This is a genomic window from Pseudomonas sp. Irchel s3f10, from assembly GCF_900187515.1.
GTDB lineage: Bacteria > Pseudomonadota > Gammaproteobacteria > Pseudomonadales > Pseudomonadaceae > Aquipseudomonas > Aquipseudomonas tensinigenes.
Window position 1 is genome coordinate 80,266 of sequence record NZ_FYDZ01000009.1, and the last position, 25,903, is coordinate 106,168.

Sequence of the window (25,903 nt, forward strand, 5' to 3'; positions counted from 1 at the left end):
TAACTCAGGCCGGTTTTTTAACAGGTCGAATGTTAGAAAGGAGTTGATATGAAAAAAGTGATGGCAGTTGCCCTGTTGACGATGTTGAGCAACTGGGCTGCCGCCGCTGAAGCACCGCTGACAGCGGTAACCAATGTAGGTGGCAACGTGGCGGCTTCTCAAGCGCCCGCTGCCAGTACTGCAATGGTTGCCAGTGCTGTAGCGGCGTCTAACAGCGGTGGCAGTGCCAACGGCGGTACCACCGGTACGACGGGTACCACCGGTACAACCGGCACGCATAACTAACAGGAAGTTCTGTTAGTGCAGTACAGGGTCGCCCGACGCAAGTCGGGTGACTTTGTTTTTGGATTCGCCCTTGAATAGCGTAGTGCCATTATGACTCGTAGTGTTTATCTTTTAATGTTGGCAAGTCTCGCTTTGCAAGGTTGCATGTTTTCCCCCGGTCAATACCTCAGCACCAGTGACATCACCCGCCAGGGTGCCAGCGAAAGCAGCCGGGTCGAGCTGATCCCGATCACGCCCAAGCTGATTGCCATGAACCGCGCCACGCAAAAGCGTGAATCTTTGCCGCCGGAGCTGTTGGCGACCCCGGCCGAATACCGCATCGGCAACAACGATGTTCTGTACATCACCGTGTGGGATCACCCTGAGCTGACGGCCCCGTCCGGCGCGCAACAACAGATCGATGCCAACGGCCGACTGGTGCGTTCCGACGGCACGCTCTATTACCCGTTCATCAAGGAAGTCCAGGCCACCGGCCGGACCATCCAGCAACTGCGCTCGGACATCGAACAGCGGCTGTCGGCATTCATCGCCGAGCCGCAAGTGGATGTCGCGGTGTTGCGTTTCGCCAGCCAGAAAGTCGTGGTCACCGGCGCTGTGGCCAAGGCCGGTCCGCAAGCGATTTCCACCAATCCGCTGAGCGTGGTCGAAGCCCTTGGCTCGGCCGGCATCGATACCAACAACGCCGATCTGTCCGGGCTGTTGCTGACGCGCAAGGGCCGCACTTATCCGCTCAATCTCGACTCGCTCAATCAGCAGGATTCCGAGTTGCAGAACGTTTACCTCAAGGGCGGCGATCAGCTGTATCTGCCGTACAACGACAACAAGCGCATCTACGTGATGGGCGAGGTCAACCAACCGCGTGCGCTGAGTTTCAAGACCGCGACGATGAACCTCACCGACGTGCTCGGTTCGGTCGGCGGCCTGGCCCAGACCACCTCCAATGGCAACGCGGTGTACGTCATTCGTGGCGTGGAAAACCTCGATGTCGAACCGGCCAAGATCTACCAGTTGGAAGCCGAATCGCCGACCGCCATGGCGCTCGCTTCCCACTTCGAAGTCCGCCCGCAGGACGTGGTGTATGTCGGGCCTGCCAACGTGACTCGCTGGAACCGTCTGATCAGCCAATTGGTGCCGTCGGCATCGATTGTCGGCACTGGCGCTTCCGCTGCGAAGAACTGGAGCGAATACAGTAACAACAGCAAATAAGGTCGCCGACTTTGAATATTTTGAAAGTTGGCCTGTGCCTGATGGCGGCCTCGTTGCTGTGCGGCTGTAACCCGTTGATGAGCGCTTCGTTGAACAACCTTAAAGCGGCAGTCGTCGGCCCGGATGAAGTCGACGTGTCGGCGGCCGAAGTGGCCGGGGTCAACTATCCGCAAATGAAACTGACCACGCCGTCCGGCTCCGGGGTGCTGGCGCTGGTGCGCGAGCGCGAAGACCTGCAGTTCTGGGTCGCTTCCGGCAAACAGGTTCTGTTGCTGCGCAATGGCCTCGCCGTGCGCACCATTGGCCTGGGCCTGGAAGGCGATCTCGATGGCACGCGGCTGGCCGATGACGCGCCGTTCAAGCAAGGCCTGCATCACGTCGCGGACGGTTTCACCACGCGGCGCTGGATCGACCTCTACAAGGGTCAGGAAGTCGGGGTGATCGTCAACAGCCGTTTCTCCCGTCGCTCGGAACAGACCCTGAAGATTCTCGACAAGGAATACACCGTGCTGCGTGTCGATGAACACATTGACGCCCCGGCCATCGGCCTGAGCGCGACCAATCGTTACTGGGTCGACCCGCGTGACGGTTTCATTTTGCAGAGCGAGCAGCAACTGACGTCGCAGTTGCGCGTCAAGGTTGTGCAACTGACCCCTGATCGCAGGCACCTGCCGTGATGCGCCTGAAAATGTTAGCGGCGAGCCTGATGCTGGTTGCGAGTGCGAGTCAGGCGGCCGTCACCGTGTCGGGCGATGTCGCCAATCCCGGGCCGGTCGCGTTGCCACCGGGCGGACGCTTGCTCGATGTGATCAGCGAAGCCGTGCCGAATGCCGAAGGCTATTGGCTGGCGGGCGGGTTGTTGCGGCAGTCGCTGATTGAGCAGCAGACGCGGCTCAAGGTTGGCGTGCTGTTTGATCTGGATGTGCTGCAACGCATGTCGATGCTGTTCGATCTGCCGAGTCGTGCGGCGCTTGCGCAGCGCATTGCCGAAGAAGTGCGGCAGATGCCGGTGACGGGGCGGCAGATCGCCGATCTCGATCCTGTCGCGTTGGAGGTTGGCTTCGCGCGCAACATTCGCCTCGATGACGGCGATCGTCTGGTTTATCCGAAGCGCGTCGATGAAGTGCAAGTGCTCGGTGCCGTCGCCGAGCCGTGCCACTTGCCGTATCAGCCGTTGCAGGAGGCCCGTGAGTATCTGCAAGGCTGCTCGATTCTTGCCGATGCCGAAGCCGATTACCTGTGGCTGATCCAGCCCAACGGCGTGTCGCGGCGTGTCGGCATCGCCCACTGGAATCGTGAGTCCGGGCAATTCCCGGTGGCCGGCAGCAAGATTCTGGTGCCGGTGAAAAATGATGATCTTGATCCGCCTCTACCTGAACTGAATCAGCAGTTGGCCGAATTCATTGCCACGCAGCTGGCCGAGGTGGTTCGTTGAAGTTACGTTTTGCAGCTGTGTTGTTATTGCCCTGCGGTCTGGCCCATGCCGAGCCGCGTATTACCCAGAATGACTTCGGTGGCACCGGTCTGTTGCAGACGCCGACCGCGCGCATGGCCCCGGCCGGCGAGTTGAGCGTCAACGCCAACCGCACCGATCCGTACAGTCGCTACAGCGTTTCGTTGCAGCCGCTGGACTGGCTCGAAGGCTCGTTTCGCTACACCGCGATCACCAACCGGCCGTACGGCTCGGAGGCCCTCAGCGGTAGTCAAAGCTATAAGGACAAGGCGGTCGACGTCAAAGTCCGGCTGTGGCAGGAAAGTCACTGGCTGCCCGACGTGGCGCTGGGCTTCCGAGATATCGGTGGTACCGGTTTGTTCTCCAGTGAATTTTTCGTCGCCAACAAGCGTTACGACAACTTCGATTTCAGTGCCGGGATTGCCTGGGGTTACCTCGGTAATCGCGGCGATATCGACAACCCGTTGGGCTACGTCAGCGATCGCTTCGATACCCGGCCGGCCCTCGAAGGCACCGGTGACGTCAACTCGGGTTCGTACTTCCGTGGTCGGCCGTCGTTCTTCGGTGGCGTGAGTTACCAGACGCCGTGGGATCGCCTCAGTCTGAAACTCGAATTTGAAGGCAATGACTACAAGCACGAGCCGAAGGACAACGAGATCAAACAGGACTCGCCGATCAACCTTGGCGCGGTGTTCAAAGTCACCGATTCGGTCGATGTCAGCGCGGCGTGGGAGCGCGGTAATACGGCGATGTTCGGCGTGACCTTTCACACCAATTTCGTCAGCCGCAAGGCACCGGCGAAGACTTACGATCCGACCCCGGAACCGCTGCCGGCGAAGATGCCGACCACGGCGATGGAGCAGGTCAACTGGGCCAACGTCTCGCAGCGTTTGCAGCAGAATGCCGGCTATAAAGTCGAGCGCATCACGCAGCGTGATTCCGAACTGATCGTCTATGGCGAGCAGCAGCGTTACTTCCATTCGTCCAAGGCTGTCGGGCGGGCGAGCCGGATTCTCGACAACAGCGTCAACGACGACATCGACTGGTTCACCGTGGTCAACAAGCGCTACGACTTGCCGCTGGAAGAAACCAGTGTGCCGCGTCAGACCTTCCGCGAGGTGATCAACAACGAAGAGCCACTTGAATCGTTGCACCGCACCACCGAGATCAACCCGGCGATGCCGCATAACGAGAAGACCCTCTACACCGAAGCACCGCAGCATTTCAGCTATGGCGTGGGGCTGGGCTTCAAGCAGAACGTCGGCGGTCCGGACGGCTTGCTCTATCAATTGAGTGCTGATGCCGACGCTGAATACCGCTTCAATCGCAACACCTGGTGGAGCGGTTTGCTCAGTGCCAACCTGGCCAACAACTTCGATAAATTCACCTACGACGCGCCGAGCGGTTTGCCGCGTGTGCGCACGGATTTGCGTCAGTACCTGACCACGTCTAACACGACCATGCCGTTGTTCCAGGTCAGCCATGCCGAGCAGCTGGATAAAGACTGGTATGGCATGGTGTATGGCGGTTATCTGGAATCGATGTTTGCCGGTGTCGGCGGCGAAGTGTTGTTCCGCCCGACCGGTGAGCGCTGGTCGGTGGGCGCGGATCTGAACTGGGTGCGTCAGCGCGATTTCGATCAAGGCTTTGCCCTGCGTGATTATTCGGTGGTGACCGGGCATGTCACGGCGTATACCGATCTGCCGTTCGATACGCTGGCGGCGGTTAGCGTCGGGCGTTATCTGGCCGGTGACTGGGGCGGCACGCTGGACATCTCGCGCGAGTTTTTCAATGGTGTGCGATTTGGTGCGTGGGCGACGATCACCACGGCGGGCAGTGCCGAGTATGGCGAAGGTAGTTTCGACAAAGGCATCTACCTGTCGATCCCGTTCGACGAAATGATGAGCATGTCGACCATGCGCCGCGCCAACCTGGTCTGGGCCCCGCTGACCCGTGACGGTGGCGCGCGACTGAGCCGCAGCTACCAACTGCACTCGATGACCGATAGCCGGGAAGGGGATATGTTTTATCGTAATTTCGAGAAGATCACGGAGTAAGCGCAGATCTCACGAACACCCGGAAACCTGTGGGAGCGAGCCTGCTCGCGAAGGTGTCGGCACAGCAAGCATCATCATTGCCTGACCCTCCGCTTTCGCGAGCAAGCTCGCTCCCACATTGGTTATTTGTCACACCACAAATCCCAAGCCATTCCCTAATCCCTGTGGGAGCGAGCCTGCTCGCGAAGGCGTCAGCACATCCAAAATCAATGTTGCCTGACCCACCGCTTTCGCGAGCAGGCTCACTCCCACATTGGTTATTTGTCACACCACAAATCCCGAGCCAACCCCGAATCCCTGTAGGAGTGAGCCTGCTCGCGAAGGCGTCAGCACATCCAAAATCAATGTTGCCTGACCCACCGCTTTCGCGAGCAGGCTCACTCCCACAGTTTTTGCACTCACCCGCTATCCCAGCGTCACTCCCAAATCCCAGGCACAAAAAAAGGGGACTTTCGTCCCCTTGCGGTATGCAGCTTCAAACCTCAGTAAATATCCTTCGACAGCAACGTAAACGGCGTCTTCACCAGGATCTTCAGATCCAGCCACAACGACCAGCTGTTGATGTACTGCAGGTCAATCTCGACACGCTTCTGCATCTTGTCGATGGTGTCAGTCTCACCGCGGCAGCCGCTGATCTGGGCCAGCCCGGTGATCCCCGGTTTAATCCGGTGGCGCGCCATGTACGCGAGGATTTTCCCCGAGTAGTAGTTGTTGTGCGCGACGGCGTGCGGGCGTGGGCCGACCAGAGCCATATGCCCCTGCAACACATTGAACAGTTGCGGCAATTCATCCAGCGAAGTGCGGCGGATAAAGCGACCGACCGGAGTAATGCGCGAGTCATTGCGGCTGGCCTGCTTCACATCACGGTCATCGTGAACACGCATCGAGCGGAACTTCCAGACCTTGATCACCTTGCCATTCCAGCCATGGCGATCCTGCTTGAAGAACACCGGGCCGGGCGAGTTGATCTTCACCGCCAACGCAATGATCAGCAGGATCGGACTCAGCGCGATGATCGCCAGAAACGCCACGGTTTTCTCGACCAGACTCTTGCTCAAAGCAGCAGTAGGGCGGCTGGTCAGCGGGCTCTCGTTGAGGTAGATCGCCGGCAAGCCGTCCACAACCTTCACCGAGTGATTCAGCAGGGTCAGACTGTTCAGATCCGGCACCCACACCACATCAACGTTGGCCCCTAGCAAGTCACCATAAATCGCTTCGATTTTCGCTGCTTCACACAGCGGCAGGGTGATGTACAAACGACGAATGTCATGCGCTTCGATCAGCTCCAGCAACTGTTCCTGATCGCCGACCACACGCGGAGCATCCGAACCCAGCGCAGACACATCACCATTGCTGACCAAACCTACCAACGGCAGATTTTCCAGTTGGCTGAGCTTCTTTGCCAGACCCAACGCCAGTTCGCCGGTACCGACGATCAGCGTCTTGTGCTCGCTTTTACGCGAGCGTTGGTAGTACTTGGAAAACGCATGCAGCGGAGCGTAGAGAAACGCCTGACCGAGGAAGCCATACACCGCCCAGCTCAGAATCACCTGCCGCGAAAACAGCTCATCGGCCTGGCAGACAAAGGCGATGCACGCCAGCGCCGCCATGGTCATCGACCAACCCATGAACAGTCGACCGAGACCGGTCAGGTAATTGTCACGCTTGCGATACACACCGCTAAACGTATAAGCCGGCACCGACGCCAGTACTGCCAGCGTTGCACACATCCGGTAGTAGAACGCGACCGTCCCGGTGTGCTGCTCAGCGAGTATGAACAACAGCGTCACGACAAAGCCTTGTGCCAGCGCCCATTGGCCCCAAAAGGTCAGTCCCTTGAGGCCTGTGCTTCGATTGATACTTAGAGAAAGATCCATACGGTATCCCCAAAAGACGTCCATTCAGGTTTCAACAGTTGAAATCCGAGCTGTTATGCAGACTTATTGTTTTTGTTCTAACGAGTGTCCTGAGGTAACAACATCGATATGCCGAACTGTCGTCAGTCAATAGACTAAGTTATTGGCTGGAATGGTGTCTGACGAGTTCTAACAAGATGGCACAGTGCCAACTTTTTAATAATTAAATAGAAGGGTGTTAGAAAAGGTCGTAGAGCGAGGGGTGAATAAAGTATGTTGTATTTGTTACTGTTGGAGGGTGGAGGCAGGGAATGTTTAATTCAGGGAGGAGGATCTAGCCAAACAGAGTGCTCTTGTTGTTTTTGTAATCGCACTTTTTCTGTTTGTTCTGTTCGTGGAGATTTTCGTGGTTACGCGACGACTTCCTGAATCAGGCAATAACCGCGATTTCTGACGGCACGAAACAGTCGCTCACCATTACTGGCGCTTTTGAATTTGTCTTGCAGACGACTCAGGCACATTTCCAGGCCGCGATATTGTTCCGGTTCTCGACCGATGCTGAGAATCAGCTCGTCACGACTGACAACACGCTCTTCATGGCTGAGCATTTTCCTGACCAATGCTGTTTCCAGGCCAGTCAGGCTGATTTCAACACCTTCTTTGACCAGTGCACCCTGATCAGGGTTGAGATGCCAGGTTTCATTGCCAGGCATATCACCTTCAATGGCGGGCGGCATATTGCGGGTTTCCGCGCTTATCGCCGGGACATTCTGGAAGGGATTGGCCGATTGCGCTGCCCGCCATTCGGACTCAAGTGTGGCCAATATTCGCTGAGTATCGTGTTCAATACTGCGCGCAATATTTTTTCGACTGATGTTTGGATATGTGAACTCCATCACCATTGGAGCGGAAGAGGGCGAATCCACCCCTTCAAACGAATTGAAACGTTCACTGGACAGCATGCTCTCCAGTTCACGTTGCGACGTTGTACTGTGAGTCACGACAACAAAATATTTCCTTGGGAGGGTTGTACTAGTTTCCATGTCTCTCTCCTAAATACACACCAAAATTGGCTAAAAGAAAAATCGGCAGGCGAGCAATGACTTCCTCGGAAGTAATCGATAGGCAGGGTCTGGGCCCAAGATTGGCCCTCGATAAATTCCACTCGATCTGCTGCTATGTTATGGAGTTTTATTGTTATGGGTCGTGTTGTCGCGCTCATTCAATTGCTTGATTTCAAACAGGCGTGAAGCAGAACGGGAGCTATATGGTTGCATCAGACGATCCTTCGTACGTATGCAAAAGGGAAGGCTGCCCGAGAGTCAGGCAGTCGATATCAGACCCCGCAGCAGGCGATAGCCATAGCCGCGAATGCTCTGAATCGCGTTTGTACCATACATGTCCTTGATTTTTCCACGCAAGCGACTGATTGATTTCTCCAGTGCGCGAGGGTCGTAGAAATTGGTATTGAGGCCCATGATGCTGGCAATTTCATCATGGCTCAGAATGTGATTACTGGTTTGCGCGAACGCTTCGAGGATTTTCATTTCGGCAAACGAGATATCGAGTTTCTTGCTGGTGCCCATCAGGCAGATACGGGTCGGATCAAGCGTCAGATCGATATCGCGTTGCCATTCTTCACTGTTGAAGAACTCGCTCAGCAACTCTGCGCTATCGTCGGAAAGGGTATTGAGCTTGATACAAACATCCGCGCCAGCCAGATAATATTTGATCTTGTTGAAGGCGCCGCGACCGGTGATGACCGCGCAAATGATCGGCTTCAAGTTGTCGCTGCGCAGGTTCTCGACCAGCGCAAGATTGTCTTCGAGGGCCTGTGGGCTGTCGATAACCAGGAAGATCGCTCGATACGAACCAGACTGTTCATTCAACTGATATGAACTAGTGTACGCATCGGCTTCGAGCGCCACATCAGTGCGTAAATGCTGGGCGACTAGCGCTTTGAAATGTTCAGCCACGCCACGGGTACGACCCAGAGTAAGAACACCAGGTTCGTCGTTTGTCGGGCGCGGACTTCTAGTCGCTAAGTTCCCTGAGAGCATCATGCATTGACTCGAATTAAGTGCTGACATCGGGATGTTAAAGCACCGGTTCTCATCTGTGACTGACAATTGGTAACATTTGCGCGGATTTTAGACGTGTCTCGCGAGTTTTCTAACAATAATTAAGCTTTTCAAGCTTTTAGTTGATTTTCTCGGAGGGGTGAACTACTGCTTAGATGGTGGCGATATGCAATGGTGCCACTATTTTGAGCTTATTGCGATGGCTTTGTCTATGTCCATCTGCCACTGTCTGGCCATCTCTGCATAATGTGATATTGATCACACTTTATTGTTCGAGCAACTTTTTTCTGCAGAAAGGCCTAAATATTTTCTGCGTAGTTCGTCAGCCGACGATTACTAACATGGCTTGAGTGTGTCTTTTAATAAGACGTAATCTTTATGGCTGATGAACTTTTGCGTTTATGTATGTCAATGGTCTCACTGCAGATACTCAACCCCTGAGTGTTATTACCCGGTCGCTCATCAAAAGCGCTCTGACGGAGGATTAATGGATTTCTGGACCCTTTTCCAGGTGTTGATATTAGGTGCAGTAGAAGGCCTGACCGAGTTCTTGCCGATCTCGAGTACCGGCCACCAGATCATCGTCGCCGACCTGCTGGAATTCGGCGGCGAACGCGCCATGGCGTTCAACATCATTATTCAACTGGGTGCCATTCTTGCCGTTGTCTGGGAGTTTCGACCGAAGATCTTTGAAATCGTCAAAGGCCTGCCCACCGAACGTAATGCACAACGCTTCACCGTCAACTTGCTGATCGCCTTTCTGCCCGCCGTGGTCTTGGGCGTGTTGTTCGCCGATGCGATCCACGAATACCTGTTTAACCCGATCACCGTCGCCGTGGCACTGGTCGTCGGCGGCATCATCATGTTGTGGGCCGAACAGCGCAGCCATGTGATCAGCGTCGAACACGTCGACGATATGCGCTGGTCTCACGCACTGAAGGTCGGTTTCGTACAGTGCTTGGCGATGATTCCCGGCACCTCGCGCTCCGGTTCGACCATCATCGGCGGTCTGCTTTTCGGCCTGTCGCGCAAAGCCGCCACCGAGTTCTCGTTCTTCCTCGCCATGCCGACCATGGTCGGCGCCGCCGTGTACTCCGGCTACAAATACCGCGACCTGTTCCAGCCCAACGACCTGCCAGTCTTCGCCCTCGGCTTCGTCACCGCGTTCATCTTCGCGATGATCGCCGTGCGCGGCTTGCTGAAGTTTATTGCCAACCACAGCTACGCCGCGTTCGCCTGGTATCGGATCGCGTTTGGTTTGTTGATTCTGGCAACGTGGCTGTTTGGCTGGGTCAACTGGACCGCAGTAGCGGCAGCCTGATCACTGGCTGCTGATCAACGCGGCAACGGCGAGATCGTTTAACGCCGAATCCGCCGACTCCTGGCGGTAGCGCTGCAAGGCCGAGGTGAAATACGCGGCCTGCAGCATGCCGTCGCTGGCCAGATAGAGTCGCGCATCTTCCTGTTCTTCAGCAGAGTAAACACGCTTGTGACTGTCGGTCGTTTCCTGGCTAGACGAAATAGGTGCAAGGATTAAAGACACCAAAGTGAAGCCGGAAAACTGCGTCACCTCCCACGGCGTATCAGTGCGGCCCATGCAAAAGCCATCGCAGTGCGCATAACCGTCGGAAGTGAAGCTGAACAAGGCGAGGAGGGTGAAACGCTTGAAAGCAGAAAAACTAAACGCGGGCATAAACGAAAGACATCCTGTCAGTACAACAAAACACCGGGCAACGCTCATGCGTCACCCGCACATTCAAACCATCAATCAACGACCTTCAAGCAACTCGGCCGCCTGATCCAGCAACGCCAGCGGATCCTTGGCCTTGTGAATATCCACCGACAACAACTGACGGAATTTCCGCGCCCCCGGGAACCCCGTGCCCAGGCCCAGCACATGGCGCGTGATGTGATGCATCGCCCCACCGGCCAGCAAATGCTCAGCTATATAAGGACGCAACTGCGCCAACGCCTCAGCCCGGCTGATCACCGGCGCCGAACTGCCGAACAACTGCTGATCCACCTCCGCCAGCAAATACGGATTGTGATACGCCTCACGCCCCAACATCACACCGTCGAACGTCTGCAAATGCTCATGGCAAGCCTCCATCGTCTTGATCCCGCCATTCAGCACAATCTCCAACGCCGGAAAATCCGCCTTTAGCTGCGCCGCCACGTCATAGCGCAACGGCGGAATGTCACGATTCTCCTTCGGCGACAACCCCTCCAGAATCGCAATCCGCGCATGCACGGTAAAACTGGTACACCCGGCATCACGGACGGTGCCGACGAAATCACACAGCTCCGCGTAACTGTCCCGACCGTTGATGCCGATGCGGTGTTTTACCGTTACTGGAATCGACACAGCGTCTTGCATCGCCTTCACACAATCCGCCACTAACTGCGGGTGCCCCATCAGGCAGGCGCCAATCATGTTGTTTTGCACACGATCGCTTGGGCAGCCGACGTTCAGGTTGACCTCGTCGTAACCGTGTTCCTGAGCCATGCGGGCGCAGGCGGCCAGATCCAGCGGAACGCTACCGCCTAACTGCAGCGCGAGAGGGTGCTCGGCTTCGTTGTGACGGAGGAAGCGTTCGTGATCGCCGTTTAGGAGCGCGCCGGTGGTAACCATTTCGGTGTAGAGCAGGGCGTTCTTCGACAGGAGGCGTAGGAAGAAACGGCAATGGCGGTCAGTCCAATCCATCATCGGGGCGACGGAGAAGCGGCGGGAGAGTGGGGCGGGTTGTAGAGACATTGGGGGAATCTGGATCAGAGGGGTGAAGGAGTGGGAGTTTATCAGGATTGGGATAGGACGGAGGCTTACGCGTCGTTACTACGTGCTCTTGCTCACTGATGAGGCGAGACGGATCGACTGAAGATTGTGGTCTTGTCCCTATTTGCCTGGTGAAAAGTTGGCCTAAGATCAGACAACACCTTGAAGGAAGCTCGCAATGCCGAAAGAGCATCGCCCACCATCTCCAGCGACAGTGAAAGCACTGTATGCAAACGCATTTAGGTGCGCCTACCCATCTTGCCGGCGACCGCTTTATAAAGTTGATCCTGAAACAGGTGAGCGATCTTTGAATTCCAATGTTGCCCATATCTGTGCTCGTAGCGAGGGTGGTGAGCGATGGGATGAGAACATGACCGAGCAAGAAAATCGGTCTTCAAGCAACCTTTTAATACTCTGTCTGGAGCACGCATGGGAGGTCGATCAACCAAATAGAGCGGCCGCGTTTCCACCTGAGTTACTCAAAACTTGGAAGCAGGAACAACTCAACGAGTTCGATGCGATAGGCGGTCAAGGTTGGATACTAAACTCTGAGATGGCAAACGAAGCATTGATTGCATCCGAGCACATCATCACGATAGCTGACTCAGTATTGGGGCTTGGAGGCGCAGGCGGAAATTCGCGGGGTGCAGGGGGAGGCGGTGGAGGAGCTATCGGTACGAACGCTCGAGGAGGGGGCGGAGGAAAAGGAGGAGATACGCATTTTTATGGTGATCCGATTAACCTTAGCCTTTTCGATTACAAATTACCCTTTGCCGATCACCCTGGTGCAGGCGGAGGGGGAGCCGGTTCGGAAAATGAAAATGCGGTGGGGGGCGAAGGTGGGGGTGGAGGGGATAGGTTCGTTGCGAAGTTCTCCATGAGCGAGCTTGAATCTGTTGACGGGCCATTGTCCGTCAAGCTAGTCGTTGGAAGAGGGGGGGCTTCTCAACGTTATCCTGGCGAACATGCTGAGAATGGAGAAGACTCAGAGATACATTTCATAACGCCCGATGGAAAAACAGTTAGGTCAATCATAGCTAAGGGTGGAAAAAGAGGGTTGCCAGGATTTGCGCTTCCTCCAACAGTTCGGGAGGCCAACTCAACGGACATTGAGTCAGGATTGAATGTTTGCGCAATTGTAATAGCGGAGGTAATACATCCTACGAACACGCTGCTTAACGTTCTGGGTGGCGCTGGAGAGTTCTGGAAGTATCCTGCACTTCCTGCTGACGTCTGCTGGCCGACCGCGGTAATCTTTTCTCTGGGCTATATGCCATTGGCTTTGCAACTTACCTTTTATATCGTCGTAGACGATCCGAATGGGTATGAAGTCTTCCGGCTACCGCTGAATGTGACGAAGGGAACGGAGAGGCTCGTTGCCAATCTCACCTATTCTATAGCTGTGCAGTTCCGAGCAAACATGGCAGGCGTCTGGTGCTTGAGGGTTTTGTCTGGTGATTTTGAATTTGCCCGATTGCCCGTTGAAATTCGGATTGGTGATGCCTGATATTTTGTGAGCGCTGCGTAACGAGATTTTCGGCGGTAGCTCACTAGCTAGTTAGGGAAAATTTAGGGCAGATTCAGGGCCGCTATAGGCCGTTCAGCACCGCAGCTAAATGTTGCGCACCCACTATTTGCTGACCTTAGGCGGCCTATGGATGAGCCGGAACGGGTTCGAATCCCTATCCGGTGCATTGAGGAAATGCACTGGATCTTTAAAGGACATAGTATAGGCGACTAATGCCCGAGTAATAACTTAAAGTAGGTTGTCAGATTGCATCCAGCTTCTGTTTAAGCGGATAGCAATTTTCGACGACGACATCTATTTTTTCTGCAGTAAATCCGATGACTTTTAGAAAGTGTAAGCTGAATATAACTTCCATTTTTTGACAAAGTACCCAAAGGTCTCGTCCTTTAGCGGAGTTGTCTTTAAGTTCTTCACTGTAGTGTGTCAAGTAATTTCTGGTGTCTACTATTTTTCTTAACATCTTGGACCTTTCAGCGCTAGTACCTAGGTGTTTTTTGAACGGATCAGTGATTCTTTTTAATCTCTTGGAAAGATTGATTTCATTTCCGTGCGTCAGCCTACCACGCAACCATTCAGCATGATTTTCAGGACATCCTGTTATAATTTCCTCGACCAAGGAGTCAAAAAGCGCTAGTTCCATGAGCGTTTCGTTGCTTGTTCTCCTATGATAAGTTTCCAAGCCCTGCGCTAGTGCTAGAAATTTACCCTCCAGATACTTTTGAGCCCCAGTTTTTGTAGAGAAATATAAGTTCAGTGCGGGATATAGATAATCATAAGCATTTAGCCAGTTGTTGACTACTTGCTGGGCATTAGTTTTGATGGAGCCAAAATTAAAAAGCATCTCATGCCAGGTTTTCTTTGGTTTTTTTTCATGGAATGGGATGCTTTGGTAATATATTGAAATTGGGATGGGGTGCTGTTTTTCCTGCACGGTACGCTGAATTTGTGAGGATGTTGCCGACATGCTTTTTAATGAGACAACTTCATCCATTGCAAAGCACATTAAGTTTGTTATTTTGAACGCGATTGCTGTAAATTCATTAAGTTCGCGCAGTTCTACTGAGGTAAGTCTTAAATACGCTCGCTGTGTGATTTTGGCTTCTGTAATATTTGGAAAGCCAGGGAGTGTATATGCGAAACAGATTTCAAGCTTCATCCCATTATCGAGAGAGAAGCTTATTTTTTCAGGCGGATTGTAGCTAATTGTTGCGGTGTCATTATCCCAGTCATTAGCTACGTGAATACCACTGATGCCAACCCACTCATCTAAACAATCGACGGAAAATGAGAGGCTGTTAAATGTTACGGTTTCTTCTTTATTCCACGCAGCTCCGATGAAAGCCCTGTTCGCCCGAACTTTTGATTTGGATATGCCCCCAAATAGGCCGTTTCTTATAGTGTAAAAACAGTCGTCGAGCGTTAGTATTCCGTCTTTTTCGACAAAACCAATTATTCGACTTATATCATCATTGTCATTTGCCGATGCAATGCTCTCACTGAAGTTTCCGACGACTTCCAATTCAATTTTCCCACCGTCATCAATTGAAAGCACTCCAGGGATCTTTTTTTCTTCCTGTCCCGGCAACCAGAAGTAGCCTGTTTTTTTGTATTCTTCTTCAATTCTCATGCGAAGTCCTTTGAGTATGGGCTAAAAGTCCGCGCCATAAGGTGCGGTAAAGATTCCATTTGGTGGATGAAATTTTATTCTAGTATCAAGATGGCCGTCGTAAAATAGGGAGCGTTCATAAGTTTAGCCTTGCTATGACAGGCAATAACCCTACGGCCACGACCTAGAGGAATATTCTACTTATGACCGAAAGCGAATTGACACTATCAGGTGCTGGATAATCCGGATCTGGCGCAGAAAACTTCAAGCTAGCCCTCGCTCTTTCCCTTAAGTCTGGCAAGTCCTTGCTTGATATGCCCAGCATTCTCTCCAATCGCCCACAAGGCCCCCGAACGTTGTCGCCTCGGCCAAACCTTGCTGTTCAGCATGAAGCGTGTGCTCCATCAAGGCTGCTTCCAGACCGAGCTGACTCTGGTACATCCTCTCCAGCACATCCGATAACGAATATTCGTCTGCCATAGCATCGACTCCTTTCGAAAAAGAAAGAGCTTAGTACCGGTAGCGCGCTTTGTGCGCGGTAATTGATGCATGCAATTAGAAATTGCTACAAACCATTGTGGTTTCGAGTGATGAGCCAGGGTGGCCCGGGGGGCAAATGAGGGGCTACGCCCAATCCATCATCGGAGCTATGGACAGCGCTTTAATTAAGGAGCGAGGGGCTCTCCGTATTTGAATCGATCAGCGTGCTCTTAGAGTCTTTCCAAACAGAAAAAACACATATGTTTAAATGAAGCTTGTTGCCGTAGTCCTAAGCCTACACCACCTTGCGCCTCCCCCTACACCTAAGACAGAATCCCCCGGCTTGTGCGTCTAGCCCGCAGGTTCTATCGTCCCCACATCACTGAAAACCAGTGATCGGGTTTGGTAGCCCGCTTCGTGTCTAGATGCATTGCATCACCAATTTCAGTCGCTTCCTCAGGACTCGGATTTCATGGTGGTCATGCGTGGGGCCCATTCGTGGGCGCCGGGTTCTAGTGCGACCGGTCTACCAACCCGCGTATGGCCGCCACCCATCGTTTGGTAGCGTGGGTGATGGCTTCTTTTAGTAATCGCGCTAGAGGTTCCATCTATGTTCAAAGTAACGCCCAACCCACCAGAAACCGACCCCGCATCCCCCTACGATTCCCTCAACCCCAAAAAACTCCACGAAGCCGCCGAGCGCGCGCTCGATCACTACCTCCTTCCCGCCGGCCACATCATGGCCAGCGTCAACGAACCCGAGCGCATGTATCTCGCCAACCCAAAGTACGACTCGGAATCCCTATTGGCCAATGCTAGCGAAACGCTGAGTTCCGCCTCGGAAATGCTCAACAACTTCGCCGCAGCACTTGACCCCTCGCACCGCAAAACCGCGCTGGGCATTGCGCAGGTGGTGATGTTGGGCGAGTTGGCGGTGAATCAGGCGTTGGATAACGTGGAGGTGAAGGCGTAAATCAATTCCCTCTGTGGCGAGCGGCTCAGCCGTTGCCACGGAGGGGCTGTTGGCGCTGAGCAATACAGCCGGGAGGAGGGCGAGTAAATGGACACGGTGATGGCCATTTAGTAGCATTCCGCGCCTTTACTCAGGAGTCGCCGCACCATGGAAGCTACATCGTCCCAAGCTTGGTACAACACGCGTCCCGCCGTTGTCTTCATGGCCGTTTTTTATTGCTTTGTCGTGTTGATTCAGGCCGGCCTGTGGGTGGCTCATGACGGGATTCAACAAGCGCGGGAAGGGGATATTTCGTTCCTGATGTTGTTGAACGTCTGCGTGGTGGCGTTGTTGATGTTTGTCGGCGGCTTGCTGTTGCTGGCGAGAAAGAAGATCAGCTCGCTGTGCTTTGTTCTGGCGTTGATCCTGGGAATTGCCTTTTCTCTGTCGCAGATGAACAGCGGTTCGGTTGTGCATCTGCTGACTCTGCCGATGTTCAAAGAATATGCACTGGTGTTTGGTATCTGGGTGTACAGCCTGCAATTGCGCACGACCGGTTATTTTTCCGCTAAATAACCCCCTCTGCATTGTCCGTAGCGCCCTGTTGGCTGAATAGGCCGGGCGCTTGATTGTTAGCTATTTACGTGAAGAGAATTTATGTCTGCTCCTGATAAGCCGAAGTTGCCGCTGCAAGCATTTGTGATGTCGTGCCTGGTCGCCGGCTGGGGTCTGGTGTACGCCGGTCAGGTGAAGTGGGCGGTGCGTGTTGCCGCTTTGCTTTATCTGGGGGTGATTTTACTCGGTGTTTGCGGGGTGCCTGCCACGCCAGTGGGCCTGTATGTCTTCGCTACCTTTATCGTTCTGGTGAAACTCGGTTCGGCCACGGCAGCAGCGATGTCGGTGCGCAAAAACGACCGTCCGGTGTCGAGTCCAAGTACCCGTTTCCATGTGCTTTACGTGGTGGCGCTGGTCATTCTCACGCTGGTGCTTTTGGGGCCATTGCGAGGCCCGACGCTGGGGTTCAAGACTTACTTCATCCCCTCTGGCTCCATGGTTCCGACCCTTTCGATCGGTGACTATATCGTCACCAAAATGCGCATCGACGCGCCGCAGGTGGGCGACATTGTGACTTATCGCTACAACGGCACGGAGGCGGTCAAACGTGTGGCGGCAGTGGGTGGCGATACCTTGTCGATTGTTGACGGTAAGGTCATTCGCAACGGCGAGAACATGGGGCTGTTCTTTGCGCCGCCAGATCGCGTGAAGGATCCTCGTTATCTGCAAACACCGCCGACGGTGGTCGAGAAGGACCATGTTTATCTGCTCGGTGATAACCGCGATGTCAGTAACGACAGCCGCTTTATGGGCCAGGTCGCACTCGAAGACATTACCGGTAAAGTCACCGGAATCTGGTTTTCAGAGGATCGATCGAGGATTGGCACGGCCTTTCAGTGAGACCAAAAGCCGTCACTTTAAGGTGACGGCTTTCACTCGCAGATCTAACCAAACTGACTCGCCGACTCAACCGCAGATTTCGGCTTCCTCAACCGCGTCAACTGGTAAGCAATCGCCAACCAGACAAACCACCCCGGCATGACCATCAGCGCAATCCGCGTATCAGGCCGCAACGCCAGCAACCCCAGCACAAACCCCAAAAACGCCAACGAAAACCAAGCCATCGGCACGCCGCCGGGCATCTTGTAAGCCGACTTCGCATGCAAATCCGGGCGTTTTTTCCGGTAGGCGATGTAAGACGCGAGGATGGTCGACCAGGTGAAGATCACCAGAATCGCCGACACGGTGGAGACGATGGTGAATGCGGTCATGACTTCCGGCACGATGAACAGTACCAGTACGCCGACCAGCATCAACAGCGTGGTGAACGCCAGGCTCAGCAGCGGCACGCTGTTGCTCGACAGTCGGCGGAATATGCCGGGGGCGTTGTCCTGGTTGGCCAGTCCGAACAGCATGCGGCTTGATGAGAACACGCCGCTGTTGGCCGACGATGCCGCGGAGGTCAGGACGACGAAGTTGACGATACCGGCCGCTGCGGGAAACCCGGCGACGAGGAACAGTTCGACAAACGGGCTCTTGACCGGGGAGACCTGCTGCCACGAGGTCACGGCGATAATGCAGGTCAGTGCCAGCACGTAGAACAGGATGATCCGCAGCGGAATCGAGTTGATGGCTTTGGGCAGGGTCTTCTCTGGCGAGCGGGTTTCGGCGGCGGCGGTGCCGATCAGCTCGGTGCCGGCGAAGGAGAAGATCGCCATTTGAAATCCGGCGAAGAAGCCGAACAAGCCGTTGGGGAACGCCGCCTGTTTGTCCACCAGGTGACTCAGGGACGCGGTGACGCCACTGGGCGAGACGAACGAGCTGGCAATCAGCACGGTGCTGACGCCGATCAGGGTTACGACGGCAATGATTTTGATGATCGCGAACCAGAATTCCACTTCACCGAACAGCCTGACGGTCAGCACGTTGAGTGCGAACAGGGTCGCCAGCATGCCGACGGCGGGTATCCACGCCGGGACGTCGGGGAACCAGTACTGGAAGAAGCCGCCGACCACGACGGCGTCGCCGATCACCGCGACGCTCCAGCTCAGCCAGTACGACCAGCCGAGAAAGAACGCCGCGCGCGGGCCGAGGTAGGCACCGGCGAAGTCGGCGAAGGTTTTGAAGTTGAGGTTGGACAGGAGCATTTCGCCCATGGCGCGCATGACGAAAAACACGAACAGGCCGATGATCATGTAGATGAGGATGATCGACGTCCCGGAGAGGGCGATGATCTTCCCGGAACCCATGAACAGGCCGGTCCCGATGGCACCGCCCATGGCCATTAACTGGATGTGACGATTGCTGAGCGTACGCTGCAGCGCGGGCTGTTCAGGCAGCCCGGAAGGGGTCGATTTCATTGCAAAACCTCTTGATTTTATGTTTTTGAGTTTTGGCAGAAAGTAGGTGTCGAGTGTTCTTGTTAGAGGTGCAGCGGCTAATCACAAGGTGAATCGCCCCCTGTGGCTGGGGGGCGGCGATTAGCGATCAACTGACGGTGCGCAGACGCGAGGTTTTGGCCGGTTGCGTATCAAGCAGCTGGAAGAGGTTTTTGATGTTGGCCGGCCTCGGCACCAGGTGGATGCGCTGGCCGATTTGTTGCGCCTGAGCGAGGTCGTTGAGGTAGCGCAGTGAGGAAAAGTCTTCCAGGGCAAAACCCACCGAATCGAAGACCGTTACCTGCGCATCGTTTTCGCGTCCGGTGACTTCGCCCTGCACAATGCGGAAAAACTCGATCACCGGGGAGTCGGCTGCCAGTTGCTGAATGTCGCCTTCAATGCGCGTTTGCGGCTCGAACTCGACGATGACCCGGGCGTTGCGCAGGATGTCGGCGTGCAGTTCGGTTTTACCCGGGCAGTCACCGCCGACCGCGTTGATGTGCATGCCGGGCTCGATCATCTCGGGCGTCAGAATGGTTGCGTAGGCTTTGTCGGCGGTGACCGTGGTGACGATTTCCGCACCCTTGACCGCGTCCTTCACCGAGCTGGCCAGAATCACGTCGATGTCCGGGAACGCGGCGAGGTTGTGCTTCAGTTTGAGGGACGCTTCGCGATCGATATCGAAGATGCGGATTTCGTTGATGCCCAACATTTCATGAAAGGCCAGCGCCTGGAATTCACTTTGCGCACCGTTGCCAATGAGGGCCATCGAGATCGAATCCGGACGAGCCAGCGATTTCGCCACCAGCGCGGAGGTGGCCGCCGTGCGCACGGCGGTGGTCAGGGTCAGTTCGCTGAGCAGGGTCGGATAGCCACTCTGCACATCCGCCAGAAGCCCGAAGGCCATGACCGTCAGCAAGTTCTGCTGGCCGTTGTTCGGGTGGCCGTTGACGTATTTGAATGAGTACTGCTGGCCGTCGTCGGTGGGCATCAACTCGATCACGCCGTCCGCCGAGTGATTGGCCGTGCGCGGCGATTTATCAAACTGCGCCCAGCGTGCGTAGTCCGCTTCGATGTAGCCGGCCATTTCGCGGATGGCGCGGCGGATACCGACTTGGGTGAACAGGCGTGCAGCATTATCGACATCAATAAAAAGCGTCATGTTCTTGTTCTCCGATCCAGTCATTGAAAGGTTGTAGAGCGAGGGCTGGCTCAGCTGCGTTTGCTCTCGAAACCGTGCAGCACGTTGACGGCATTGATGCCGATTTCATCGACCATGTAGCCGCCCTCCATCACGAACAGGGTCGGGCAGCCCACGCTGGCGATCAGTTCGCCGATGCCAATGAAGTCATCGCTTTCCAGCAGGAAGTGGCTGATGGGGTCGTCCTTGAACGTGTCGACACCGAGGGAAATCACCAGCACTTCAGGCGCGAACTGCTGGAGCTTTTTGCAGGCGTGGAGCAGGGCGTTGCGATAGCTCTCCCATGTGGTGTTTTTCGGCAGGGGATAGTTGAGGTTGTAACCCTCGCCGACACCCGCGCCGACTTCGTGGCTGTAGCCCGAGAAGTACGGATAGGACACCGCCGGTTCGCCGTGCAACGAGACGAACATGACGTCGCTGCGCTGGTAAAAGATGTTCTGCGTGCCGTTGCCGTGATGAAAGTCGACGTCCAGCACCGCGACACGTTTGGCGCCTTGGGTGATGGCTTGTTGCGCAGCAATCGCGGCGTTGTTGAGGTAGCAATAACCACCCATGTATTCGCGCGCGGCGTGATGGCCGGGCGGACGGCACAGGGCGAAGGCACTGTCGTGGCCTTCGTCGATCAATGCCAGGCCAGTGAGGGCGATATCGGCGCTGGTTTTCACCGCTTGCCAAGTCGTCGCGGTGATCGGTGAGCCGGCATCCATGGCATAGAAGCCGAGCTTGCCGTCGATGGACGTTGGTACGTCCTCGTTGGCCAGATCGCGCACCGGCCAGACCAGTGGCAAGGCGTCGTGAGTGCGACCGGTGGCGCACCATTCGCCCCAGGCGCTTTCGAGAAAACTGACGTAACGCTCGCTGTGCGCGTTGACGTAGCACGAGCGGTCAAACGCACGCGGTTCGACGATCTGCCCGAGGCCGACCTGTTTGACGCGGTTGTGCACGGTGTCGGCCCGACTCGGTTGTTCGAACGACGGTTTGAGCACGCCGTCTTTCAATTCGGTGCCGTGGTGCAAACGGTGGGAATCACTGAAAACTGTAAACATTCTGCGCATCCGTTATTGTTAGCCAGTGCAAATATTCTGTTCCGGCTGGGCTGCGCTTTCTTTGCTTTGTGTTCGTGGTTTGGTGGATTAATCGGGCGTTTTTACTCAGGAATGGCGTCATGCAGAAAAAAATATCCAAACGCATCAGCCTCGACGAAACCGACCTGGCGATTCTTGAGTTGTTGCAGGAAGACGCCAGTATTTCCAATGCTGAACTCAGCGAGCGACTGTCGCTGAGCCTTACGCCGTGCTGGCGACGGCGCAAGCGCATGGAGGAGGCTGGGGTCATCAAGGGCTATCAGGCCAACCTTGATCGGCGAATGCTCGGGCTGGATATCATGGCGTTCGTGCACATTCGTTTTTCCACCCATGCGGACCATGCCCCGGACGCTTTCGAGGCGGTGATTGCGCAATTGCCGCAGGTGGTGGCCTGTCACAAGATCACCGGCGATGCCGATTATGTGTTGCAGGTGTTGGCGGAGGATCTTGATAGCTACAGCGACTTCATCGAGCAGGTGCTCAGGCGTCAGGTGGGGATTGCCTCCATTCAGTCCAGCCTGGCGTTGCGCGAGGTCAAGACCGGTAGCCGGATTGCAATCCCTAAACCGGGAAAGGATTGAACGGGCGGGCGATGCTGAACCGCTGCTGTCGATCAGCAAAGTTTCATCTTGCCGCGTGCGAAGCAGGCCTAGTCTGCTGAGACAAGATCGTCGCTGTTCATCCCGAGGGGAATCGTGCCATGCGCCTGAATGTCGTCAAAGTGCTGTTGATTGCTGCTGCAGTATCGGTGTTGAGTGCGTGTTCCGGCGCGGGTGGCCTGACCACGACCAGTTGTTTCTCCAGCGACTGTCAGTCGCCGGAGGGGCACAACGCCAATACGTTGAAGTTTGGTGGCAACAGTATCGGCAGCAGTCTCAATCAGTACAGCTCCGGGATGTTGCATGACGATTGAGGATTACTGCGCGGCAGGGACGGCAATCCACTCGCTGAGGGTTTGCTGATATCTGCCGGTGACTTTGCTCAAGTGCAGCCACTGATCGACGTACAGTTTCCAGCTGATGTCATCGCGCGGCAGCAGGTAAGCCTTCTCGCCGTACTGCATGTACTGATGCGGATTCACCGCACACAAGCCCGGTTTGAGTTTCTGCTGATACAGCGCTTCCGAGGCGTCGGTGATCATCACGTCGGCTTTATTGTCGAGCAGTTGCTGGAAGATCGTCACGTTGTCGTGCAGGGCCAGTTGCGCCTTGGGCAGGAAGGCGTGAACGAAGGCTTCATTGGTGCCGCCGGCGGGTTCGACCAGGCGCACGTCGGGCTGGTTGATCTGTTCGACCGTCTGGTACTTGCTGACATCGGCGCAGCGCACCAGCGGGATCTTGCCGTCGGTGTCGAGGGTGTTGCTGAAGTAGGCTTTTTTCTGCCGCTCCAGCGTCACCGAAATGCCGCCCATGCCGATGTCGCACTTGCCGGCCTGCATGTCCGGCATCAGGGTTTTCCAGGTGGTTTGCACCCATTCGACTTTGACGCCAAGGCTGTCGGCCAGCGAGCGGGCCATGGCGATGTCGATGCCTTCGAAGTCGCCGTCGGTGCGTTTGAAGGTGTAGGGCTTGTAGTCGCCCGTGGTGCAGACGCGCAACTGGCCTTGTTGCTGGATGCTGTCGAGGTGCGAAGGGGGTTCCTGGGCCTGAACGGCGGTGGCCAATGTGAGTGCACCGCAGAAGATCATTGTGCTTTTTAGAATTGTCATTGAGATCGGGTTTCCGAGAAGGAAGGGTGGCCCAGTGTAGTGAAAGGCTTTCCCGGGTGTCATCCCGCTGCGCATGCAAGACCTCTTTGTTGTTCTCTAAGGGAATTCAGAACCACATCCGCACGCCAAGCACGAGCCTCGCTTCGCTGCGATCCTCGCCTTCGTCGCGGGCGTAATCGGCGGTGTTGCCGTAGGTGCGGTTCCACGTCACGCCGATGTACGGCGCAAATTCGCGGCGGATTTCATAGCGCAAGCGCAAGCCGACTTCGCTGTTGGAAAGCCCGGAACCGATACCCCGTTGCGCATCGTCTTTGCCGTAGACGTTGAGTTCAGCGGTGGGCTGCAGGATCAGGCGATTGGTCAGCAGGATGTCGTAGTCACCTTCGAACCGCAGCGCGCTCTGGCCGCCTTCGCCGATGAACGCAGTGGCCTCGGCTTTGAAGTTGTACAGCGCCATGCCCTGCAGGCCGAACGCGGCCCAGGTCTGTGGTGCGCCGGGTTTGAAGTCCTGACGCACGCCGCTGACCACGTCCCACCACGGCGATATCGCATGGCCCCACAGCGCCTGTAGCTCGGCGTCTTCTGTCTTGCCGTTGCTGCGTTCACCTTCGGAGCGCAGCCACAGACGATTGATGTCGCCACCGATCCAGCCGGACAGATCCCAGGCCAAGGCGCTGCCGTCATCGGCGTCCTGCCATTCGAGTTTGTCGGCAAGGAAGTAGCCGTTGATCGCGCTGTCGACCTGATGGCCGCCGGGGCTGGTGAACACGGCGGCGCGGTCGGCATCGGTCAGTGGCGGGATCGGCGTGCGGCTTTCCGTCGGGGCGGCGGGCTGCATCATGCCGTCGTCCATGCTTTGCATCGCGGAATGATCCATGTCGGACATCTGGCTGTGATCCATGCCCGGCATGTCGCCGGCGGCCATCGCCGAACTGCCGACCAGCAGCAAGGAAAACGCGGCGAGTCGAGTCATCAACGGCCCCTTCATTCTTCCACCCGCACTTCGCGGAACATGCCCGTTTCCATGTGGTACAGGAGATGGCAGTGATAGGCCCAGCGACCGAGTGCGTCGGCGGTCACGCGATAACTGCGGCGCGTGCCGGGCGGCATGTCGATGGTGTGTTTGCGCACCTGGAAATCGCCGTTTTCGTCTTCCAGATCGCTCCACATGCCGTGCAGATGAATGGGGTGGGTCATCATCGTGTCGTTGACCAGCACCAGGCGGATGCGCTCGCCGTACTTCAGGCGCAAAGGTTCGGCGTCGGAGAACTTGATGCCGTTGAACGACCAGGCGAATTTTTCCATATGGCCGGTCAGGTGCAGTTCGACCGTGCGGCTCGGATCGCGGCCATCCGGGTCTTCGAAGGTGCTGCGCAGGTCGGCGTAGGTGAGCACGCGACGGCCGTTGTTGCGCAGACCGAGGCCTGGATCGTCGAGTTTTGGCGCGGTGGTCATGGCTTGCATGTCCACCAGAGGATTGTCTTTTTCGCTGTCGGGATGGGATTGCATCGGGCCCATCGTCGAGTGATCCATGGCGCTCATGTCCATCGAACCGTGATCCATGCCGCCCATGCCCATATCGTCCATGGTCACCAGTGGGCGCGGGTCCAGACCCGGTACGGGCGCAGATAACCCGGCGCGAGGGGCGAGGGTGCCACGGGCATAACCGGTTCGATCCATGGCCTGGGCAAACAGGGTGTACGCCTCGGCATCCGGCTCGACGATGACGTCGTAAGTCTCGGCCACGGCGATGCGCAGTTCATCGACGCTGACCGGTTTGACGTGCAAGCCATCCGCCGCAACTACGGTCATTTTCAACCCCGGAATACGCACATCGAAGTAGGTCATCGCCGAGCCATTGATCAGGCGCAGGCGCAGTTTTTCCCCGGGGCGGAACAGGCCGGTCCAGTTCGAATCGGGCGCGTGGCCGTTCATCAGGAAGGTGTAGGTGGCGCCACTGACGTCGGCAATGTCGGTGGGATTCATGTTCATTTCTGCCCACATCTTGCGATCGGCCACGGTGGCGCCCCAGCCTTTCTCGCTGACATCGTTGATGAAATCGCCGACGGTGCGTTTGTCGAAGTTGTAGTAGTCGGACTGTTTTTTCAGGGTCTTGATCAGGCTGGTCGGGTCTTCGTCGCTCCAGTCGCTGAGCATCACCACGAACTCGCGGTCGTACTGGAACGGCTCCGGTTCCTTGGCGTCGATCACCAGCGGGCCGTAGACGCCGGCCTGTTCCTGCAACCCGGAATGGCTGTGATACCAGTAGGTGCCGTTCTGCCGCACCATGAATTGATAGACGTACACGCCACCCGGTTCGATGCCGTGAAAACTCAGGCCCGGCACGCCGTCCATGTTCGCCGGCAGCAGAATCCCGTGCCAGTGAATCGAGGTGCTGGCTGTTAGCCGGTTGCGCACCCGCAGCGTCACGGTGTCGCCTTCGCGCCAGCGCAGCAGCGGGCCGGGCAGGCTGCCGTTGATGGTCATCGCCGTGCGTGGGTTGCCGGTGAAGTTGACCGGGGTTTCGCCGATGAACAGTTCGAAGTCGCTGCCGCTCAGTTCATGCAGTTGACCGGGCGCATTCAGCGCCCAGACCGGCGTGCGCCACAGGCCGAGGCCACCGAGCAGGCTGCCGGCGGCGAAGCCTTTGACGAAGGTACGTCGTGATGGGTTGGAAGGCATGCGCTGGAAATCCCCGT

Annotated in this window: 24 protein-coding genes and 1 pseudogene; 12 read left to right on the top strand and 13 right to left on the bottom strand. The window is 56.1% G+C overall.

The window, feature by feature from the left end; all coding sequences use genetic code 11:
- Window positions 1-48: 48 nt before the first annotated feature.
- The 5 genes from CKW17_RS19430 (at window position 49) to CKW17_RS19450 (ending at window position 5,001) form a co-directional block, all read left to right on the top strand.
- Window positions 49-285, top strand: coding sequence for a hypothetical protein (locus CKW17_RS19430; RefSeq protein WP_007910552.1), 237 nt, complete (start codon window positions 49-51; stop codon window positions 283-285).
- Between the two features lie 144 nt (window positions 286-429).
- A complete protein-coding gene (locus CKW17_RS19435) occupies window positions 430-1,491 on the top strand; it encodes a polysaccharide biosynthesis/export family protein (protein ID WP_049802139.1) in 1,062 nt (353 codons plus the stop codon).
- Between the two features lie 11 nt (window positions 1,492-1,502).
- Window positions 1,503-2,168 (top strand): YjbF family lipoprotein, encoded by a 666-nt coding sequence (locus tag CKW17_RS19440; protein ID WP_095121077.1) that lies wholly within the window; start codon window positions 1,503-1,505, stop codon window positions 2,166-2,168.
- A complete protein-coding gene (locus tag CKW17_RS19445; protein WP_095121078.1) occupies window positions 2,168-2,926 on the top strand; it encodes a capsule biosynthesis GfcC family protein in 759 nt (252 codons plus the stop codon). Before CKW17_RS19440 ends, CKW17_RS19445 begins: the two co-directional genes overlap by 1 nt.
- Entirely contained in the window at window positions 2,923-5,001 is a 2,079-nt protein-coding gene (locus tag CKW17_RS19450; RefSeq protein WP_095121079.1) for a YjbH domain-containing protein, read from the top strand. The genes CKW17_RS19445 and CKW17_RS19450 overlap by 4 nt, the downstream gene beginning before the upstream one ends.
- 482 nt (window positions 5,002-5,483) lie before the next feature.
- Here CKW17_RS19450 and CKW17_RS19455 read toward each other — a convergent pair whose 3' ends face one another.
- From CKW17_RS19455 to CKW17_RS19465, 3 genes are all read right to left on the bottom strand, one after another.
- Window positions 5,484-6,878 (bottom strand): undecaprenyl-phosphate glucose phosphotransferase, encoded by a 1,395-nt coding sequence (locus tag CKW17_RS19455; protein ID WP_095121080.1) that lies wholly within the window; start codon window positions 6,876-6,878, stop codon window positions 5,484-5,486.
- A gap of 389 nt (window positions 6,879-7,267) precedes the next feature.
- On the bottom strand, window positions 7,268-7,900 hold the full coding sequence (locus CKW17_RS19460) for a helix-turn-helix domain-containing protein (protein WP_095121081.1): 633 nt from the start codon (window positions 7,898-7,900) through the stop codon (window positions 7,268-7,270).
- A 279-nt stretch (window positions 7,901-8,179) separates the two neighbouring features.
- Window positions 8,180-8,920 (bottom strand): winged helix-turn-helix domain-containing protein, encoded by a 741-nt coding sequence (locus CKW17_RS19465; RefSeq protein ID WP_095121082.1) that lies wholly within the window; start codon window positions 8,918-8,920, stop codon window positions 8,180-8,182.
- Window positions 8,921-9,425: 505 nt separating this feature from the next.
- On the opposite strand from CKW17_RS19465, the gene CKW17_RS19470 reads away from it, so the two are divergent.
- The gene (locus CKW17_RS19470; RefSeq protein ID WP_095121083.1) at window positions 9,426-10,259 is read left to right on the top strand and encodes an undecaprenyl-diphosphate phosphatase; all 834 of its coding nucleotides are present in this window, start codon (window positions 9,426-9,428) and stop codon (window positions 10,257-10,259) included.
- Here the strand turns inward: CKW17_RS19470 and CKW17_RS19475 are convergent, their stop codons facing one another.
- The gene (locus CKW17_RS19475; RefSeq protein ID WP_095121084.1) at window positions 10,260-10,631 is read right to left on the bottom strand and encodes a DUF2388 domain-containing protein; all 372 of its coding nucleotides are present in this window, start codon (window positions 10,629-10,631) and stop codon (window positions 10,260-10,262) included.
- Window positions 10,632-10,706: 75 nt separating this feature from the next.
- On the bottom strand, window positions 10,707-11,693 hold the full coding sequence (gene dusA / locus CKW17_RS19480) for a tRNA dihydrouridine(20/20a) synthase DusA (RefSeq protein ID WP_095121085.1): 987 nt from the start codon (window positions 11,691-11,693) through the stop codon (window positions 10,707-10,709).
- 388 nt (window positions 11,694-12,081) lie between these two features.
- On the opposite strand from dusA, the gene CKW17_RS30005 reads away from it, so the two are divergent.
- Window positions 12,082-13,218 (top strand): glycine-rich domain-containing protein, encoded by a 1,137-nt coding sequence (locus CKW17_RS30005; protein ID WP_141234579.1) that lies wholly within the window; start codon window positions 12,082-12,084, stop codon window positions 13,216-13,218.
- A gap of 262 nt (window positions 13,219-13,480) precedes the next feature.
- Here the strand turns inward: CKW17_RS30005 and CKW17_RS19495 are convergent, their stop codons facing one another.
- Window positions 13,481-14,866 carry a HEPN domain-containing protein gene (locus CKW17_RS19495; RefSeq protein ID WP_095121088.1) on the bottom strand — a complete coding sequence of 462 codons (1,386 nt, stop codon included), beginning with the start codon at window positions 14,864-14,866 and terminating at the stop codon, window positions 13,481-13,483.
- Window positions 14,867-15,114: 248 nt separating this feature from the next.
- A pseudogene (locus CKW17_RS19500) lies at window positions 15,115-15,325 on the bottom strand (hypothetical protein).
- A 610-nt stretch (window positions 15,326-15,935) separates the two neighbouring features.
- Here CKW17_RS19500 and CKW17_RS19505 point away from each other — a divergent pair.
- The 3 genes from CKW17_RS19505 (at window position 15,936) to lepB (ending at window position 17,732) form a co-directional block, all read left to right on the top strand.
- Window positions 15,936-16,298 carry a DUF6124 family protein gene (locus CKW17_RS19505; RefSeq protein WP_007915520.1) on the top strand — a complete coding sequence of 121 codons (363 nt, stop codon included), beginning with the start codon at window positions 15,936-15,938 and terminating at the stop codon, window positions 16,296-16,298.
- Window positions 16,299-16,445: 147 nt separating this feature from the next.
- Entirely contained in the window at window positions 16,446-16,853 is a 408-nt protein-coding gene (locus CKW17_RS19510; RefSeq protein ID WP_095121089.1) for a hypothetical protein, read from the top strand.
- 81 nt (window positions 16,854-16,934) lie between these two features.
- Complete coding sequence (gene lepB / locus CKW17_RS19515) at window positions 16,935-17,732, top strand: signal peptidase I (RefSeq protein ID WP_095121090.1); 798 nt, start codon at window positions 16,935-16,937, stop codon at window positions 17,730-17,732.
- 44 nt (window positions 17,733-17,776) lie between these two features.
- Here the strand turns inward: lepB and CKW17_RS19520 are convergent, their stop codons facing one another.
- The 3 genes from CKW17_RS19520 to CKW17_RS19530 form a co-directional block, all read right to left on the bottom strand.
- On the bottom strand, window positions 17,777-19,192 hold the full coding sequence (locus tag CKW17_RS19520; RefSeq protein ID WP_095121091.1) for an amino acid permease: 1,416 nt from the start codon (window positions 19,190-19,192) through the stop codon (window positions 17,777-17,779).
- Between the two features lie 127 nt (window positions 19,193-19,319).
- On the bottom strand, window positions 19,320-20,372 hold the full coding sequence (locus tag CKW17_RS19525) for an ornithine cyclodeaminase (RefSeq protein ID WP_095121092.1): 1,053 nt from the start codon (window positions 20,370-20,372) through the stop codon (window positions 19,320-19,322).
- Between the two features lie 50 nt (window positions 20,373-20,422).
- On the bottom strand, window positions 20,423-21,457 hold the full coding sequence (locus tag CKW17_RS19530) for a histone deacetylase family protein (RefSeq protein WP_095121093.1): 1,035 nt from the start codon (window positions 21,455-21,457) through the stop codon (window positions 20,423-20,425).
- A 119-nt stretch (window positions 21,458-21,576) separates the two neighbouring features.
- On the opposite strand from CKW17_RS19530, the gene CKW17_RS19535 reads away from it, so the two are divergent.
- Both CKW17_RS19535 and CKW17_RS19540 read left to right on the top strand, forming a co-directional pair.
- Window positions 21,577-22,077, top strand: coding sequence for an Lrp/AsnC family transcriptional regulator (locus CKW17_RS19535; RefSeq protein ID WP_093433799.1), 501 nt, complete (start codon window positions 21,577-21,579; stop codon window positions 22,075-22,077).
- Window positions 22,078-22,196: 119 nt separating this feature from the next.
- Window positions 22,197-22,409 carry a hypothetical protein gene (locus CKW17_RS19540; RefSeq protein ID WP_095121094.1) on the top strand — a complete coding sequence of 71 codons (213 nt, stop codon included), beginning with the start codon at window positions 22,197-22,199 and terminating at the stop codon, window positions 22,407-22,409.
- Between the two features lie 3 nt (window positions 22,410-22,412).
- Here CKW17_RS19540 and CKW17_RS19545 read toward each other — a convergent pair whose 3' ends face one another.
- From CKW17_RS19545 to CKW17_RS19555, 3 genes are all read right to left on the bottom strand, one after another.
- Window positions 22,413-23,204, bottom strand: a complete 792-nt coding sequence (locus tag CKW17_RS19545; protein ID WP_176470097.1) for a transporter substrate-binding domain-containing protein — start codon at window positions 23,202-23,204, stop codon at window positions 22,413-22,415.
- A 106-nt stretch (window positions 23,205-23,310) separates the two neighbouring features.
- Window positions 23,311-24,177 carry a copper resistance protein B gene (locus tag CKW17_RS19550; RefSeq protein ID WP_095121196.1) on the bottom strand — a complete coding sequence of 289 codons (867 nt, stop codon included), beginning with the start codon at window positions 24,175-24,177 and terminating at the stop codon, window positions 23,311-23,313.
- 11 nt (window positions 24,178-24,188) lie between these two features.
- A complete protein-coding gene (locus CKW17_RS19555) occupies window positions 24,189-25,886 on the bottom strand; it encodes a copper resistance system multicopper oxidase (protein ID WP_095121095.1) in 1,698 nt (565 codons plus the stop codon).
- Between the last annotated feature and the right edge of the window lie 17 nt (window positions 25,887-25,903).